12 protein-coding genes and 1 pseudogene are annotated in these 17,362 nt (G+C 49.6%); 7 read left to right on the top strand and 6 right to left on the bottom strand.

Translation table 11 applies throughout. The features are described 5' to 3' along the window. Nucleotides 1–408: 408 nt before the first annotated feature. Nucleotides 409–3,711, top strand: a complete 3,303-nt coding sequence (locus LNA76_RS04510; protein WP_230018108.1) for a DEAD/DEAH box helicase — start codon at nt 409–411, stop codon at nt 3,709–3,711. A 1,081-nt stretch (nt 3,712–4,792) separates the two neighbouring features. Here LNA76_RS04510 and LNA76_RS04505 read toward each other — a convergent pair. From LNA76_RS04505 to LNA76_RS04490, 4 genes are all read right to left on the bottom strand, one after another. Then, entirely contained in the window at nt 4,793–5,392 is a 600-nt protein-coding gene (locus LNA76_RS04505) for a hypothetical protein (RefSeq protein ID WP_230018106.1), read from the bottom strand. A 471-nt stretch (nt 5,393–5,863) separates the two neighbouring features. After that, nucleotides 5,864–6,190 (bottom strand): type II toxin-antitoxin system PemK/MazF family toxin, encoded by a 327-nt coding sequence (locus tag LNA76_RS04500; RefSeq protein WP_125276803.1) that lies wholly within the window; start codon nt 6,188–6,190, stop codon nt 5,864–5,866. Further along, nucleotides 6,187–6,339, bottom strand: coding sequence for an antitoxin MazE-like protein (locus LNA76_RS04495; protein WP_230018104.1), 153 nt, complete (start codon nt 6,337–6,339; stop codon nt 6,187–6,189). Before LNA76_RS04495 ends, LNA76_RS04500 begins: the two co-directional genes overlap by 4 nt. 231 nt (nt 6,340–6,570) lie before the next feature. Next, nucleotides 6,571–6,942, bottom strand: a complete 372-nt coding sequence (locus LNA76_RS04490; RefSeq protein ID WP_230018102.1) for a hypothetical protein — start codon at nt 6,940–6,942, stop codon at nt 6,571–6,573. A 152-nt stretch (nt 6,943–7,094) separates the two neighbouring features. Here LNA76_RS04490 and LNA76_RS04485 point away from each other — a divergent pair, with 152 nt between their 5' ends. The 6 genes from LNA76_RS04485 to LNA76_RS04460 all read left to right on the top strand — a co-directional run bounded on the left by LNA76_RS04485 (nt 7,095) and on the right by LNA76_RS04460 (nt 11,196). Beyond that, on the top strand, nt 7,095–7,901 hold the full coding sequence (locus tag LNA76_RS04485; RefSeq protein ID WP_230018798.1) for a SprT-like domain-containing protein: 807 nt from the start codon (nt 7,095–7,097) through the stop codon (nt 7,899–7,901). A 92-nt stretch (nt 7,902–7,993) separates the two neighbouring features. Continuing rightward, entirely contained in the window at nt 7,994–8,473 is a 480-nt protein-coding gene (locus LNA76_RS04480; protein ID WP_230018100.1) for a PH domain-containing protein, read from the top strand. 21 nt (nt 8,474–8,494) lie between these two features. Further along, complete coding sequence (locus tag LNA76_RS04475; protein ID WP_230018098.1) at nt 8,495–9,247, top strand: DsbC family protein; 753 nt, start codon at nt 8,495–8,497, stop codon at nt 9,245–9,247. An 11-nt stretch (nt 9,248–9,258) separates the two neighbouring features. Further along, complete coding sequence (locus LNA76_RS04470; RefSeq protein WP_230018096.1) at nt 9,259–9,858, top strand: hypothetical protein; 600 nt, start codon at nt 9,259–9,261, stop codon at nt 9,856–9,858. A gap of 6 nt (nt 9,859–9,864) precedes the next feature. Next, nucleotides 9,865–10,773, top strand: coding sequence for a hypothetical protein (locus tag LNA76_RS04465; protein ID WP_230018094.1), 909 nt, complete (start codon nt 9,865–9,867; stop codon nt 10,771–10,773). Nucleotides 10,774–10,875: 102 nt separating this feature from the next. Further along, nucleotides 10,876–11,196, top strand: coding sequence for an H-NS histone family protein (locus LNA76_RS04460; protein ID WP_230018093.1), 321 nt, complete (start codon nt 10,876–10,878; stop codon nt 11,194–11,196). 295 nt (nt 11,197–11,491) lie between these two features. Here LNA76_RS04460 and LNA76_RS04455 read toward each other — a convergent pair whose 3' ends face one another. After that, nucleotides 11,492–14,569, bottom strand: a complete 3,078-nt coding sequence (locus LNA76_RS04455) for a TrlF family AAA-like ATPase (RefSeq protein WP_230018091.1) — start codon at nt 14,567–14,569, stop codon at nt 11,492–11,494. A gap of 380 nt (nt 14,570–14,949) precedes the next feature. After that, nucleotides 14,950–17,255, bottom strand: a pseudogene (locus tag LNA76_RS04450) (SNF2-related protein). Nucleotides 17,256–17,362: the final 107 nt, after the last annotated feature.

Here is a 17,362-nt window from a genome sequence, read left to right as displayed (position 1 = left end):
CCACTTTATTTTTATCAGTCTCAACTTTGATTAGGCTAAATTATCGGTAATTTAAAAAATAAAAATCTAAAACGGATTTTTTATTTAAAAAGCACACTAGACTGCAGTCAGAACTTAAATATTCTTACTCTGGTTTGATCTAACAGGCAGTGGCTGATCAAGTCTCGCGATTTCCGAACGTCTGCTTTCGGCCAAGAGCGGAAATTCAGAAGGTGCAATTGAAAGTCTGTTTTGCAGCGATTGCAGTCGTCCAGCAATCACTTCCAGAACGACGGCTCTGGGGCCGCGAGCTTTCATCAAAGGCGTCGTCAAGCCTTGCACCTATACAGTTAAGAATGGCGCTTGCGTAAGATTGATGAGTTGTGCTCGCTATGGGTACGATGCACGAAAACCTAACGGAGCAGGGTAATGGTCACAGAAGCGAATTTAGTTGCGGCAACGCGCATACGCCTGCCGACGAAATATGCCTTTCAGAATCGGAACGGCGTCATCGACGCTTCATGCGTCGGGCGTGCGAGCGCTGTTTGTGCGGCCACTATCGTTGCCCATCGGTCCCGAGGCCCAAATTTCAAACGTTTAAGGGCGACTACTGAAGACGGCGCTGTCTACGCCATCGATTTGATGGTGAATAGCTTTGACTTCACTGATCTGGCTCCTGCAGGGGTGCTGCGCGGCACTGATGGTGAGGTTGTAGACGGTATACTTGAAGTTGCTAATGCGCGCTTCCGAGAAGTCGAAAACAGTCTGGCCGAAGGTAATCGACTGAAGGCTGAAGCACATGCCTCATGGCGAGTCGGGATCAACTACGTTTCCGAGCTTGTTGCGGTTGAGGGGTACGCTGCAAGGCCTGGCTTGCGCGCACCTCAGATCGGCGCGCTCCACGCGATAGCTGCGCACTGGAGCTTGAGCAAAGACCCGGCCATCATTGTGATGCCCACGGGGACCGGTAAGACGGAGGTCATGCTGGCCGTCACTGTTGAGTCGCGCGGTGATCGTATCTTGGTCATAGTGCCAACAGATGCGTTGCGTCAACAAACGGCAGATAAGTTCAGGGAGTACGGGCTCCTGAGGAAGTTGGGCATCGTCACGGACGTACTCAATCCAGTCGTGGGAGTTCTGAGAGGAAAGCCGACTGCGGCCCAGTTCGACGTGCTTCTCACCTGCAATATCGTGGTGACGACCATGGCTTCTATTAGTCGAGGCGATGAGAACGAACAGAGGGCGTTTGCGGCGCTCTTCAGTGAAGTGTTCTTCGATGAGGCGCACCATGCGCAGGCGACAACTTGGAACAGATTTTCTAGCTACTGCGCGCACGCTCGGATGCTGTTGTTCACTGCAACTCCGTTCCGCGAAGACGGCAAGGCGTTGAATGGGAAAATAATCTACAACTATCCGCTTCAGCTCGCCCAAGAGAACGAATTCTTCAAGCCGATCCGATTCCTGCAGGTCTTTGAGCCGGACAGTTCTTTGGCCGATCTGCGGATCGCCGAGAAAGCCGTTGAGAAACTGAGGACCGACTTGGCAAACGGCTTGGATCACATGCTGCTGGCGAGAGCCAATACTATTGGTCAGGCGCAGGATCTGTTCGACAACATCTACAGTGCAGCGTTTCCGGACCTCAACCCTGTGCTTGTCCATAGTTATACGAAGGGTCGCGAACAGGTGCTACGGAATATTCGTGGTGGCCAGCACAGGATCGTCATCTGCGTGGACATGTTCGGTGAAGGATTTGACCTGCCGCAGCTCAAGGTCGCCGCGCTGCACTCTGTCCACAAAAGCCTGGGCATCACGCTTCAGTTCATTGGTCGCTTCGCCCGTGCCGCCGACAACGTTGGAGACGCGAGTTTCGTGGCAAATACTGCAGAAGACGGTGTGCCAGAAGCTTTGGAGAGCCTTTATCAAGAAGATGCCGATTGGAACAGTCTACTCTCGGACCTGAGCTACGACGCAATCGATCCGCAGGCGAAGCTTTCAGAGCTGGTGGAAAACCTTCAGCCCTTGGAGGAAGTGGCTACGGAGATGGAAATATCCACGCTCACGATGAATCCGAAGCTGAGCACGGAAGTGTTTCGCGTGACGGACTTCGATCACACTGGCTATGCCAATGCCTTTCGGCCGAGCCAAGTAATTCACCAGCCGATCTTCAGTCAGCAAGACAAGATGCTGGTCTTCATTGTCAATCAGGAAGACAAGGTCGACTGGACGGACTCCCGTGACATCGTCATTGACACCTGGGACCTGTTCATTGCCTTTTGTGACGAGGACAGAGGCTTACTCTTCATCAACAGCTCCCGCAAGTCTTTCGCGTTGAAGCTGGCACAGAGTCTCTCGACTGACCCGCAACCGGTTCGCGATGAGGACGTGTTCAGGGCTTTCGGCAATCTGCGCCGAATGACGCTGCATAGCGTGGGCTTGAAGGGCCTGAGCCGGAACGTCAGATACCAGATGTTTGCTGGCCTCGATGTACGTGACGCCATCGATCCCGTGCTGCAGCAGGACAAGATGAAGTCGAACGTCATGGGCGTTGGCTACGAAGATGGTAAGAGGGTGAGCATTGGTTGCTCACGGAAGGGAAAAATCTGGTCTCTCCAGACGGACTCTCTGGCCGGTTGGAGGGATTGGTGCCGAGACCTGGGGGTGAAGCTATCGAATGCGAACATCGAACCTAACGACTTCCTCAAGCACACGCTGGTTCCAGAGCTGCGCAAAGGCGGCGTGCTCCCCGACCAGCACGCAATGATGATCGATTGGCCCGACCAGCTCTTCGAGTCTGCGAGTTTCAAGATCACCGTCGTGCACGGGGAGAGCAGATATAGTTTTCATGAATGCCAGCTAGATATTGTCGAATGGGCTCCAGCGGGTAACGAATTCACGTTCAAGCTGAAGGCTGGCAGTGAAGTCGAGAACGTGTTCAAGATGACACTAATCCCTGAAGGACAAGCTCAAGGACTGTTCTATTCGATTGCGCGGGTCGAAGGGCCCGAAGTCAGCATCGAGGCTTTCAACAAGTCAGAGCTCGCAGTCGACTTCTTCACGGCCAACCCTCCTCTCGTGCGACTAGCGGATGGGTCGCAACTATCCGGCGAAATTTTGCTGAAGCCGCGTGAGGAACTGGCGGAGGTTTATGACCCAGAGCTGATAAATCCGTTAGCGTGGGGCGACACGCTCCAGAATCAGGAAAGTCGGTGGAAAGGTGGAGCGCTGCGTCCTCGCTCCATTCAGCAGAAATTCATCGAGCATCTTGAGCAAGGGACATCGGCGTTTATCGTTGATGACGACGATGCCGGGGAAAGTGCGGATATCGTGGCCATTGAAGATGGGGAGCAAACCGTCACCGTGACTTTGTGGCACTGCAAATACTCTTCGGGAGTCGCTCCTGGAAACCGCGTGAAAGACCTCTACGAGGTATGCGGCCAAGCGCAAAAATCAACAAAGTGGACGTGGAATTTCCCCAACTTGGTCGCTCATCTCACAGAGCGTGAAACCAAGCATCGTGCTGGTCGTCCGACGCGCTTTGTTCGCGGAAGTCTGGACAAGCTCGTCGTCCTGAGAAAGGCCTCGCGACGTAAATACGTCGTCTTTCGTGTCGGCATCGTTCAACCAGGACTTTCCAAAGCGGGCATCGAGAATGAACACCTTGCCATACTTGGTGCCACTAGCCTCTTCCTGCGCACTGTTACCAATCACCCCCTGATGGTGATTTCGAGCTGACTGACCGCAGTTCTAATTACAGCAGTCTCTCAGAGTTGAATGGGTGACCGGCCGCTAGCAGCCTTCACCGGACATTGTGAATCAGCCTGTGAAGTTCCGCTTTGGGTCGGTAGCCGACGTTGGTGAAAGTCTGCTACCGACCCAAAGCGGACGTCAACCATTTGAATACCAAACCCTCAATGTAGGGCTAACCCGCCTGCGCGAGAGTCATGACTTGGCAAACATTTTGCCGAGTTTTGCATATTCTGAGCAGATATGATGAAAGAGCCTAATGTCTGCCTCCGTAAGCTGACACTCATCGAGTATTTCTTCATACTGGGAACGATTAGAACGTGCAATGAGATTTAGCAAAGTGTGGTCGGCGTACTTTTCCTTATTATGTAGGCATTTAGCTATCTCAGAATGCGGGAAACTCCCCCCATACTCAACTTCCCCTGAAGTCCCAAGGTCCTGCTTATCGAACAGCGCTTTCACAGCTGTAACCGGGCGCCTCTCGTCAATCAATGCAGTAAGGGATTTACGCACCCTTTGTCTTAGGTACGGCGCGCCTAGGGTACTGACCGTTGTGATGTGACGAGTTGTAAACAAGCCATATAACGGAGCATATATCTGGTCAAAACGATCTCTCTGTCGATCATAGTTACGGTCATGGCTCGCGCGGCGATAGCCGACGCTCAATCCTAGGCGATAAGCGCCCCCAATAATGGCTAACGCGGCTATGACAGCAGAAAGGGCTGTCCAAAAATCATTCATTATCTAAAGAGAAGAGGTAATCGAGTTGTAGTATATGTACGGGTGAAGCTACGAAATTTAATCCTCGCGTCCAGTAGCTTACATCGAAGTCGTTTCAACAGCTGCTTTGAGAGTGCATTCTCTAACGACTCTTCGTGGCCAATTCTAGCCAAAGGTTGACGACCAGACCCGACCCAAAGCAGATATCCACTAACGTTCTAGCTAACCGGCTCGAGGAGGCAGAACGCCTTGGCCCGTACTAGGAAAGTGTACCGCTGACCCCAGGCTGGACTAAGATGGCCGCCGCGGCGGGTCCGGTTGAGCGAGGGATTAGCCCTCCGCCGCGTGGCTAAACGGGCGTAAAGGCGGGGAGGCGAACCTTCGCCTCCTCTGCTGCCTGGACAAGCTTGTTATTGAACTCTTCAAAGTCTTTTGCTATCCGAATTTGATAGTACTGGGAGACAAGAGAGTGAAAAGCCTGCTCCCCAATATGCGGCCGGACTATCTCCATGGAGCGGATGGAGTATGAAGTGGTCCTCTTAACCGCCTCGTGCCTAGACACTGAAAGAAACGTTGAGAGCGCGAATGTGAAGGCGGCGGCTAAGGCCGTCCAATGCAACCAGCCCTTTGAGGCGCCCAGTACGCGTTTGGTAATCCCCGACATGCGTTCGTTGTACCAATATGCCCCGATAAGAGCTGTCAGCGTGATGAGCAGACAGATAATTAAGAATGAACGGAAGGAGTAGTCTTCGTTGAATCCGGCGGCGGCAGACGCATAGATGTCGTCGCGGTAGCGTGATGAGATGCTGGAAATGTACTGCGCCGTATGAGTTGCAAGCCAGTTCAGACCTGGCGCCAACAACTTCTCCCAGACTCCGCTGCCAATGGCTCCGAGGAGTATGGTTGCGGCGATGCCGCTGATTATTTTCAGGAGCTTTGTGATCGGCATTTTAGGAGGTGCGCACCATGCGTGTGATTGGAAACCTAACTGGATTTAGACGACAGACAAAAATTCTGTCGTTCTCATAAAAATTAATCTATTCGGGTTTATGGGGGTGAGCAATCGCAAGCAGGGCTTTTAGAAGAACCTAAAATTTAGAAATAGTGGCTTGCTATGAGTCGTCAGGGGGCAATAATGGAATGACTGCTCATGGCCGAAAACAGTCGTTGAGAAACGACTCAGTCACTCACGATCTCCCCAGTAAAACTCCCAGCTAGGATCCATTCGGTCCAACGGATCGGGGACTTCTGGTGCGGCCATGTTGCTCCTATTTTCCCTGCTACTTGCATTAATCAACAACAGCAAGAAATCAACGGTGAGCATTACTACTATCCATGCCAATCGCGCGAAAAAAATACTTCCATGTCGTGCTAGCTTCAGAACATATTTCATCTGCCCCCACCCTCCCCAGACCCGATATTACTTAGCGATTCCCAAGAAAACAGCAAGGCACCGTTCAATTTCTACCAGTGTATCAGCACTAACAGATCCAAAGGTTTGGCCAATCTTATCCCGTTTAACGGTTAATGCCTTATCGATCATGATTTGTGATGGTTTTTGTAGACCATTTTCTAGATCTGGCTGAATGCTAATACGCAATAAGGGCGCATTCACAATTGTGCTGGTCACTGGAAGCACAGTTACCGAGGAATGAGCAGCAAATAAATCCGCTTGAATAACTAATGCAGGCCGAGGCTTACCAAAATCCCCTTGCATTGCAACAGTAACTAGATCCCCACGCCTCATTCTGTCCAACCATCCAGGTCAGCCAGAGCCTCATCCATAAAATGTTCTGTATCCACGTCAGCATTATCTGCCTTGGCTACCCGCAGCGCCTGACGACGGCATTCCGCCGCAAAATCAGGCCGACGTGTATCAGGCACCCAAAGCTGCACTGGGCGTAATCCTGCTTGCCGGAGCGAGTCCCGGTGCTTCTGAACTCTTGCATTTACATTTGCCATCTTGACCTCCATAACTATGCACTTATAGTACGGCCATCCCCCGTTACATGCAACATCCAGCTTGGCAATTGTTGGGCAACGCCAAGACAAGGCCCATTGAGTTCGTGATCGATAGTCTAGGGTCCCTGCGCTCAAGCCGAAACAGCCGCCAATTCCATCACCCCATCAACGGTGCTTGCTTCGTGCCTGGTGGTTCCGTTCTTGCATCACCTGCATTACTTCCTCATGGGTGTATAACCTGGCATTGGGATCACTGACTTCACCCAGAGCTTCTTCAACCTCGCGGGCCATCCGCTCGTATTCTTCCGGCCATAGCACCTGCTCCATACGCATTGACGCCTGCCCCAGCAGGTGCAGCAGGCCGAATAGCCGCATGTCGTTAGTTGCGACGATATGCTCCCGAATCCGTTCCTGTATTGCTACGCTGGCTTGGTGTGCCGCAGGCGTGGCCGTCCCTTCGTAGTCGGTCGGAAATTCCGTTTCCTCAGCGATCCGTGCCCAAATGCTGGCCAGGGCTTCAATGTTGGATGTACTCATTTCAATCCATATAGGCTTTAGAAGACTTGAGTTTTAGGAGCATGAAATCTCATGCAATGACTAGTTTAACTGTCTCCAACCCCAATATTTACCAATGTTTTAATGTGCCAATTAATGTATTGTGCAATACAAATTCATACTTCAGGACCGCCATGAACACGAGAACGGTACCGACCCATCAAACATACGCCGAGCTGCAACAGGCTTACGATCACTTCAATAGCGCCCTGTTCGACGGAAAGTTGCCTAACTGTCTGATTACCTTGCAACGCGAGAAACGCTCAATGGGCTATTTCTCAAGCCAGCGATTTGTGGATGCTCAAGGCACCTATACAGACGAAATAGCGATGAACCCGGCTTACTTTGCCGTCGTGCCTTTGATCGAAACTATGCAGACTTTGGTGCATGAAATGTGTCATCTCTGGCAATTCCATTTCGGCAAGCCTGGCCGTGGCAGGTATCACAATGAAGAGTGGGCCTCCAAGATGGAAGCAATTGGACTGATGCCCTCTTCGACCGGCCAACCTGGTGGCGCACGCACCGGCCAACTCATGGCTGATTATGCGATTGAGGATGGGAAATTTGTAAAAGCGTGCGCTGATCTGCTTACTCAATCATTCTGCCTGACCTGGTACGATCGCTTCTCCCACGCGGATGCACCACGAAGTGCCGGAGAGCGACTAGACAGCTCAGTGGGTGGCGGAGCACCGCCAATCATCGCACTACCAGCACTCACCCAAGCCTTGGCACCTAGACTTCCTTCAACAATCAGCACGACCCAAGGTGAAGTAGCGGTACCAGTAAAGCCCACAGGCAATTCAAACCGATGGAAGTATGTCTGCCCATGCGGCACAAGCGTCTGGGGCAAACCAAAGCTGAAGATTATTTGCGGCTCTTGTGAAGGGGTATTCACGTCAACGGATGCCGCTCGATTGAACAGCAGCGACGATATGTCCTAGAGTTGAATTCAATGTCTGTCAAGTCGAAACCCTAGGTTATGTGCCCCAGGGTTTGAACAGACACACTCAACACGGGGACATACAGTGGCCCCATGGACCCATTTGACACCCTTCCCCAAGCCGCTGCTAGCCATGGACAGGCTCATGCATCTACGCGTGAGACCAAACTAATTTGGGCTGACACAGAAGGCCAGCTCGCCAATACGGGTTGGTTTATTATCGCCATCCTGTTCTGCTGGACAGTCATTCCTGTCCTATGGGCGATATATCGATACCTGAAGGTTGCCAACCATCGATATGAGCTGACAAACCAACGCTTACTGGAATACAGCGGAATTATCGTCAAGCATGTCGAAACCCTAGAGTTATATCGGGTCAAGGACATTGCCGTTTCAGGAACCCTCTTTCAAGCCCTATTTGGCCGTGGCCGTGTCATTTTGCAAACCACTGACGCCTCTACGCCAACCGTGCGCATCAGCGCGATCACCAGCCCTCAACATGTCTCACAACTTATTCGTGACGCGGTCGAACACTGCCGTGTAGCCCGTGACGTGCGCGCCTTCGATTACTGAAAACCAGGAACCTGCCAAACAATGATTACCCCAACCTCTCCTTCCTCTCTGCTGAGACGCCTAACAGCTAGCGCAAGCCTTAGTCTGGGACTGGCCACAGCATCGTGGGCTCAGGGAGTACCGCCTGACGTGAAAGCCGCCATCGAGCAGCACACTCAAGGGTCTGTACCGATCGATAGCATCTCCACCACACCTATCCCCGGCATGTACCAAGTCGTCAGTGGCAACGAGATTTTTTATAGCGATTCGACCGGACGGTACGCATTTGTTGGGGGTGCCCTCATGGACATGAAAGACCGCCGCGATGTGACCGCACCAGCCTTGGAGAAGCTCAACACGATTCCATGGGAATCACTACCGCTAAGCCAAGCTATCGTGGAAGTTCATGGCAACGGACAACGCAAGATGGCTGTTTTTGAGGACCCGCTCTGCCCCATCTGCCGCGTGTTCACAAAATTCGTCGATCAACTGGAAAACGTGACGGTCTACCGTTTTATCTTTCCTGTTATTGACCCTCAATCGGCCCCCATCGCCCGAAAAGCCTGGTGCTCGCCAGATCGAAACACCGCCTGGAACATGGCCATGAATGGACGAAACATAGACGGTCGTGAAGACTGCGACATTACTGGGCTTGTGGAAATTCTAAAGTTTGGAGAAGCAAACAATATCGCTAACACACCTACAGTTATATTGGGCAACGGAAAGCGGCTAGTTGGAGCAACACCTCCAGAGCAATTTATTGCAGAATTAGATGCTTCTTCAAAATCACGCTAAGGGAATAGGAAATGAAAATAAGTACCGCGTCAGTCCTAGCAATTGCAATCACGTTGGCCAGTACAAATTCAACACTGGCTCAAACTAGCATGAACCTTAAAGATGAAACAATAGCGCATCTGCAATGGCGGCCCATGGCTATAGCTTCATTTAATTACGGCAGAATAAATGTTCCTGATGTATCACGTGCAGATATGAATCTGGCCAGAACCGTCTGGAATAAAGAAATCAACTCTGCCCCCCTAGACGATGACGGAACAAAATTGCCTTCTTTCATCTTAGTTAGCTCAGTTACGAATCAAGGTGTGCAGTACACATTTTCAATCTTTAGTTCAGCAGGGACACCAGGATGCGTAGAGCCTGGTAATGGCAGTGGGATTGAAGACATGTACGAAACGTGTCCAATGCGAGTGACAGAATTTCAAGGTTCTCAATCGCACACTCAAGAATTTCAAAACTATTGCCATCTCTACCCCTTTCCGCCCGACCGCCCTGGAGATATCAATCAAACAGAATTTGCATTTGACAAAAAAAACATGACGGCACATTTCCGAGTAATCCAGCACGGAAAACATGTACCGGCATGCGATCGAAAGTTAGCATTACGGTAGAAAACCATGACAAGGAAATTTAACCGCTTTAAAAATCTATTATGGTTTTTTCTTGGTTTTACCTTCTCAACCGTAACTATTGCCGCATCCCTTGTCACTGCTGAGCAAGTTGCCCAAGCGATAAAAAATTCTCCACATGCCAGTCCGTGGCTAAAAGCTAATGCAGATGCCGTTGGACGCTTGGCTATGTTCGAATCAGGTGGCGGACAACTAGATGTTTACAATGGCTCATGCTGCTCAGGAATTTTGCAAATGAATAAAACTAATATTCAAAAATATGCCAAGGTATCTCCCGAGGAGTTCAGGACATGGGGGTTACAGGAGCAAGTAGACGCCTGGTCAAAACTGACCACTAAAGCCATGCAAGCACAAGCACCGAAGACACTTGCGGGGCTGGGAACGTTCGATGGCCGAGAAGTCGATGGTGATATGGTTCTAGCGTGCGTGCAACTCGGAATCGGAAACTGCCAGAAAATGATCAACTCAGGCAGTTGTAACGGTTTTGCGGATATCAATGGGACGACCATCTGCAAAATGGCGGACCGAATACGTAATGGCCCGCCTACGGGCAATAACGGCGATCCAGTTGATGACCTCATTCGACCCAACCCTGATCAAGGTGGCACCTACAGACCACCCGTCGATCCGTGCATCCGTGAAGGTGAAGGCTGCCTGCCTTTAACCGAAAGCCTGGAGCAAGGATTTACCTCTGGATCTGGCGTCAGCATGGCCAATTTAAGAGCGATTATTTTTGCGATATCAACTGCTTTTGTTATCCTTATCTTGATGTCGTTTATTACGGCGCTTTTTCGCAACTACTCAACGGGCGCAATCGAAAAGGTCGAGCTTGTAAGTGGCGTACAGAAAACCATCATGATCGGAATGTCATTCATTGTTGTGATGTCGTTGTTCTAACTCAAGAAAAAAAGTTAGCCAGGTCGCTGGTGCCTGGACAACATCCACATTAGAAAGGCCACCTCTCAGTTTCGCCGGTTGAGAGATAATAAAGAGGAACGCATGAGAAAAGAATTTAACTCCATCACCGAAATACAAAATGAAATTTCTCGACTACAACGTGATGCCGATAAACTGAAACAGAAAACAAGATCTAAAGTAATCAGCGATATGCTTAGCTTGATGAAGGAGCACGACCTGACACCTGAAGATATTGCCCAGGCGTTTCACAAAAACCCGTTAAAGACGAAAGCAGTATCGAAAATCAGGTATCAGCACCCAGATGGTTATACATGGACTGGTAGAGGACGCACCCCGATATGGATCAAGCAGATTGAATCGGAAGGCCGTTCCCGTGAAGACTTTGCAGTTAAAAATGGCTGAGTTTACTCCAAAAATAGATCACCCCCCTCTTTGACAGATATGCAAATATTGAAAAAACGTATCGTCATAGCACCTCTCAAGAAAGAGGTTACTGCACTCGCTTTCATAAGTGATAGATCAATGCAGCTATGATCAGCCGTCATTTCAGGGTGCATGCATCAAGAAATTATATAAATACGCATGTTCGTAGAAAAACACTAAAAGCATAAGGCCCAGCAGGAATTTTCCTGCTGGGCCTTATCCCTTATAGCGATGAAATGGATTAATAAATCATCAGTGGAAAAAGTAAAGCAAATCAAAGTAATCGATATTTTGACTGCCTATTCTTAAAAGCCGGCTCTGTGCCTTCGAGTATCTGCACCACCCTTGCGTTTATAGCGGGATGCTCAATTGCCCCAGCTTCGTAATCAAAACGGCTCTCTTGCTTATCACACGACGCATAGATAATCTGTTCTGCATCACACACTACCGCAAGGTTGGGATTATGCGTCACCATAATTACTTGACGATGCTCCTTAGCCTTCTTGATGCATTTGACTAAAATCTTGAAAATAGTTTGATTATCCAGATTTTCTTCTGGTTGATCGATTACAATTGGGATATTCCCCTTATCAACAAGGAGATAAAATACTAAAAGCAAAAGACCACGCTCCCCAGGCGAAAGTTGGCCGATTTCCTGTCCAGAATAAGTGAGTGAATAACGAGGCAAAAGATAATCAAGGCCAAAAATATAATCAAGCATGTCGATAGGATCGACTCCCTTCCTCAATTGATCAGCTAGCCGTGTCTCCCGAGCCAATTGGCCGTCGCGTTGGTCTACATGTAATGACAGATCCATCCGCTCGGCGAAAGCAACAGCATCCTCCGAGGTGGCGAAACTTGTCTCCTGCAAAATTTCATTTAGGCGTAAACGTCCCTCCTCGACTCCTGAGAAGGTGCCTCTAACTTGACGATTAAGCAAACTGAAAAAATGATCCTCGAAGCCTATCTCCTCAACACGAACATGAAACTCTAGTGGCAGACTCATATCCATTTGCTCTGCTGACTGGACGAATGCTTGTACTGGTCCATACAGGCGTTGATATTCATTCACCATCGCCTGAATTTGCTCATAAATCTCCTGAGACAGTAATCCTCGTTTATACCTAAGCTCATCCAAATGGACGGGTAAGGTTACTAATGACTCAAGTTTAGTCGTCAGCCATGCAATCGTCCCATGTTTATCCTGAGAGCCCAAAATATCCAATTTTGCTTGCTCCCATTTAATAAGCTCCTCTTTATACTGTACGTATAGTCGTTGCCGCTCACCTAACTTTTCCTTTGCAACAGCGACCGATTCCGTAACTTTATTCCTTCGGGCACTGATGCTTTCAGGGGAATCGCCTTGCAGCTTTCCATCAATATCGCTGATCTCATGCTGGAGGCTTTCTGTAGCTGCTTGAACCACTCCATTGTCAATCGTTAGTTGAATCAACGTATCAATAGACACGCCACCAAGCTCATCCAACAAGGGTTTCAACTCTTCAAGAAATACTTCGTGTTGCTTCTTATAATTTGCCAGCGCTTGCATGACCCGCGCAGCTACAGCCTGGCGCTTAACCGTACTCGATTTACGCTCACGAAGCACTGCTTCTTCATTGGCGATCGACTGAAGTTGTTTCTCTAAAAACTCAACGTGTGCAACTGCTTGTTTTGACTCCTCCAGTGCGTCAGTCGAAGTATTTGGATCCTCCATCGGTGGAGGTTTAGAGGCCTCGAGAGCAGCAAGCTCCGATTTCTTTGTAGATAACTGCTCCTCCAAGCCCATCTTAAACTCAGGTGTTAGCAGACGCTCGACCTCAATAATCTTTTTATTAACCTCAGAAACACTTTCGCGCAACACCTTACGCGCCCGACTTATCTCGCTAACCTTGAAGTTCAGCAAGTCATCCATTGAGCTCTTATTCAACCTATCCTCTTCGGGGACATGCGAATAAATAATCTTGCGTAGCTCTGCATCAAAAGTATTCGACCCTTTCTCACCTAGCTCATTACAAAGCTGTTCCAAATAACTCTGTGGAAGATACTTAACACGCTCGACGCTACTGGACTCCGGATCTTTATCCAGATCTATCGAATTTTCCGAACCATCATTCCAAACTAATGTTCCAGTAAAATTCTGAGCTAAACGAGTCCGGGCACTTCGGAAACGGGACGAGTTTAAAAATGAGAAAGCCGTATGATTCTGTACATTTCCGGCCAAGGAAATAATGTCTGACAAGGCACTTTTCCCGCTACCTTTATTTCCAATAATAGCGACCAGGTCAGGATTTAGTGGAATATCCACATTGAACCAAGGTTCTGCTAATACAGAATCTGATTTTTTAGCAACTTTAACTGAGCTAATAAACTTGGTCTTGTTTTGTTCGACAAACCTGCGTTTTGGGGGGATATCGCCAACGTAGACTCGATCTTCAAACTCCTCAATTGCCTGAAGCAACCCTCGAAATGTGGAATCTGCCTTAATCCAAGTAAAACAGTTTCCAATACGATCTTTGACTTGTGCAGAGCTCAATGCGTGAGCATCTGAACAATCAAGTAGTTTGGCATTGACATTGGCGGCCTGAAGAGCACTACGGGCGCGAGCATAGCGCTCTGGGTTCTCCGAAGAAGTAAATACTAAATCTGCTTCGTTAATAGTACTCTTCTTATCAGCAATAGTGCTATCGTTCCATCGCAAGGCATCCCATTCACTCTTACCTATAGCAATTAGATATTTTCCTGCTAGCAACGGATTCAGCAGTGCTTCTTTAAGCCCTTCGTAGGCAACATTTAGATTATTGAACCCAACCCTAAGCGGTGAAGGCGCATTCGCGCGAGCAGACTCAGGCATCGATGCGATAACTGCTTCACCCAAAGCGATCAGATTCTCTCTTGTAATAATCCCTCCCCAGTGTTCTGAAACCCCAGGGACAAGACTGTATCTGCGAGAGATCGCTGGCATAAACTGTTCGCGGATCAATGCTGGTTCTATTGCATCAAAAATTACATGTAAATTAATCCGACTCCAAGGGGAGGATGAATAACTCTTATCAGCTCCCATTTCCAATATACCGCCGAATTTATCCATGCGTAGCTCAATGACAGGCAGCACTAAATCAATGTTGGCCAAACGGCCATTCCTCCGCTCGCGCAGAACACGCTCGTAGCCATCAACAAATAAATAGTCATTGATTCCTAAAACCTTAAACTCTGGGGGTAACGCCTCCAAGTCCGCAAGAAATGATTGCCAAGCAGCCTCTTTTTCGCCAGGATAATTGTGGGTGATAGACTCAGGCGTATGAACGTGGAGATCCCACTTTTTCCAGGTCGAGCCCCGCTTAATTGTTGACACTTACATCCTCTCCTTTTACACAATTCTGCAAGTAGTTTTATCTATACAACACCGAACAACACTATCGTCGATAATTCTTCTTATTACTTCTAAAGTCGTTTCCAAGCCCGTTGAGAACCACTCTTTAGTTTAATCTTGAGCGATCAGTATCATACTCAAACGCTGACCGTGTACAAACTGTCAATCAGAGTTTCAAACCAATTGAAAACTGGGAAATTTTTACTCAAAACCACCCGCCGATTGTCGCGTTTCCTTACATAAGACGCAAGCATCCCACTTAACCTATGCAAACATCTTTCTCCACTGTGTTCGCTGTGGTTTGAAAACTATTATCAATCAGCCCTTCATAAAAATAAGGGCTGATTGTAGGTTTAACTAAGTTAAGCGTTAGCCAACAACTGCTTGGCCAACTGAACTTCAATGCTGTCACCGGCATCATTCAGAACATCCAAACCACAATCAGGCATATCCCCTGACGTTGACTGCGTAACAGCGATCTTCTTGGCCATCAGCCTTAAACACTCCACCTGGCTGGAACCTGAGTAGCCCAAGAACACGACCTTGACTGGATGCTTCTGGCCAATCCGCCATGACCGCCTGGCCGCCTGGCCGCCTGCATTAACGTGTAGACGTTAAAGCCAGACTGCATGAACACAATCGTAGGAAACTCCAGCAGATCCAGGCCAGTCTTGACCAGCTCTGGATTGGTGACAAGGACGTCAATACCCCGCTCCACCTGGTCAGCAACCCAGTCTTCGCGTCGAGCCGCATCGACTGAAGCACGCAACACAGCAACTTTGAAGCCGTTCATCTCAAGGTGGCTTTTGAGCCGAGCGGTGGTGTCACGTGTTCCCGAGTAAATCGAGTACACCAACACCTTTCTGTCTTGGGCCTTCTCCTGTTTGCAGAGGTCCAAGAGCTGTTGCTCTTTGGGGGTAAGTTCAGACTCCTGAAAAACAGGCCCTTGCGAAAACAAGACTGCCTTACTTCGAGGGTGCCGGACGGTTTCTGGGCGAAAGCAGCACTCTGGCCAGGCCAGTAGCGTGTTCATCACGACCCCAAGCAAGCTATTGTCCTTTTGGGCCAACGCCTTCTTGAGCTCGTACACCAGGTGCTTTGCCATGCGCTGATAGGCCTCATCCTGCGCCTGGCTCATTGGTACGTTGATGAAGTGTTCGTCATAGTCAGGCAAGACGTTCTGGCCAATGTCGCGCAACTTCAAGAAAACGGTGATCGGCACTACATACCGCATAATGCCAACCGGACCAAAGCCAGGAGCTTTACTGGTCCGTACCGTCATCTGCTTACCTTTAGCGGTACGGTGCGATGGACCAGTGCTTTCCTTGTACACGTCTTTGAGCACGCCATGCTCACGCATAAACGCCATAGCTGCGCTTCCCATTGACCCATTACGAGCAGGTTTGAAGCCGTCTTGAATCATCTGTGTCGGATTTATTCTCCACAAAAGATGAAATAAGTCATCGGCATAGCCCCCCATCAGTGTCCCAGTGAGCAGCAGTGTTTTTTGGCATTGGCTGGCCAGCACGCCCATGGCCTGGCCTTGGGCTGAGCCCTCATTTTTGTATTCATGGCCTTCATCTACAACCAAAAGACCGAAATATCCACGAGGCAAGTAGCGTTTGATGAACTCAGTGGCTTGATAGCCCCCCTCCCCTATACTGAACTCAAAGGACGCGAGGGATCGCTCCATACGCATGGCCTGCCGATCGGAGAAAACAAGCTCACCAGACTCGTCCATGAGATTGAGAAACTCATAGACGTTATCGTCGAGCATTCCCCCAAGCAGATCCTCTCCAAAGATCGAGAGCAATTTGCGAGCGGTTTTATCTCCGATCGTCGGCATTTGCTTCAAGGCACCCAACACCAGATCGTGCATGGAGTCGATACGCTTACCTGCACGAATCAACGTCCAAAGCGTGCTATCGCAGTGGCTGCATTTGCAGCGTCTGTCAGCAAGCATGAGTGCGGCCGCCTCAGCGGAGAGCGGCATCATTTCACCATCCGCATTCTCACGTTCGATGGGTTCCATGCAATCAGGGCAGCAAGCAAACCTAAACCGTTGACCATCTTGCAATACCTGGCGAGTCAAAAATGCCGGTTTCCAGTGAAACCCCATCCGCATACGCACACGCCCAAGCACAAAGAACTCTGGCTTACTGGTTTTTAAACCCAGGGCATTTCGTAGCGCCAGCAGTTTGCGTAGCGTATCTGGCCCATTCAGAATCCAAACCTTCGCACCAGGGACGGTTGCCAGGATCTCACGTCGCCACTTATAGACCAGATGAGGCGGTGAAACGATCAGGGTACGTGGATGCGTACTCTGCATTAAAGCCGCAACACATATGGCCATCATGGTTTTTCCCGTGCCCATATCCGCATTGAGCACCGCTGCCGGTTCATTGTGATCGAACAACAGCTTCACAACGGCGTGTACAGCATGGGCCTGGGCTTCAAATGGCTTACGGTTAAGATTGTCCAGAACGTGTTGCCGCGCACGCCAAACGGGAGTTTGAGTGTCCAGGTCCGGATCGTAAATAGGCGGGTTCTGGCGACGGACTTGCTCCAACAAGCCCTCACCAAACTGATCAATAAAATTGGCCAGAGGCATATGCAGATCATCGGCCTCTTGCTCTGGGGTATCTAGCTGGGTATGTATAGCGCCCATACTGGCTCTCCACAAAAGAAATACGGGGAGCCAGCGGGGCTGCTCCCCGCATGGGTTAGAAGAAAATGTAGAAAAGGCTGGATCCGGAAATCAGCCAATCAGTTTAA

The organism is Alcaligenes sp. MMA (assembly GCF_020907215.1).
Classification (GTDB): domain Bacteria; phylum Pseudomonadota; class Gammaproteobacteria; order Burkholderiales; family Burkholderiaceae_B; genus Alcaligenes; species Alcaligenes aquatilis.
This window is presented reverse-complemented; position numbering and strand designations above follow the sequence as displayed.

Excerpts from the sequence above, each read along its gene's own strand:
- LNA76_RS04510 (WP_230018108.1), top strand. The coding sequence starts at position 409 with ATGGTCACAGAAGCGAATTTAGTTGCGGCAACGCGCATACGCCTGCCG.
- LNA76_RS04505 (WP_230018106.1), bottom strand. The coding sequence starts at position 5,392 with ATGCCGATCACAAAGCTCCTGAAAATAATCAGCGGCATCGCCGCAACC.
- LNA76_RS04500 (WP_125276803.1), bottom strand. The coding sequence starts at position 6,190 with ATGAGGCGTGGGGATCTAGTTACTGTTGCAATGCAAGGGGATTTTGGT.
- LNA76_RS04490 (WP_230018102.1), bottom strand. The coding sequence starts at position 6,942 with ATGAGTACATCCAACATTGAAGCCCTGGCCAGCATTTGGGCACGGATC.
- LNA76_RS04485 (WP_230018798.1), top strand. The coding sequence starts at position 7,095 with ATGAACACGAGAACGGTACCGACCCATCAAACATACGCCGAGCTGCAA.
- LNA76_RS04480 (WP_230018100.1), top strand. The coding sequence starts at position 7,994 with ATGGACCCATTTGACACCCTTCCCCAAGCCGCTGCTAGCCATGGACAG.
- LNA76_RS04475 (WP_230018098.1), top strand. The coding sequence starts at position 8,495 with ATGATTACCCCAACCTCTCCTTCCTCTCTGCTGAGACGCCTAACAGCT.
- LNA76_RS04470 (WP_230018096.1), top strand. The coding sequence starts at position 9,259 with ATGAAAATAAGTACCGCGTCAGTCCTAGCAATTGCAATCACGTTGGCC.
- LNA76_RS04465 (WP_230018094.1), top strand. The coding sequence starts at position 9,865 with ATGACAAGGAAATTTAACCGCTTTAAAAATCTATTATGGTTTTTTCTT.
- LNA76_RS04460 (WP_230018093.1), top strand. The coding sequence starts at position 10,876 with ATGAGAAAAGAATTTAACTCCATCACCGAAATACAAAATGAAATTTCT.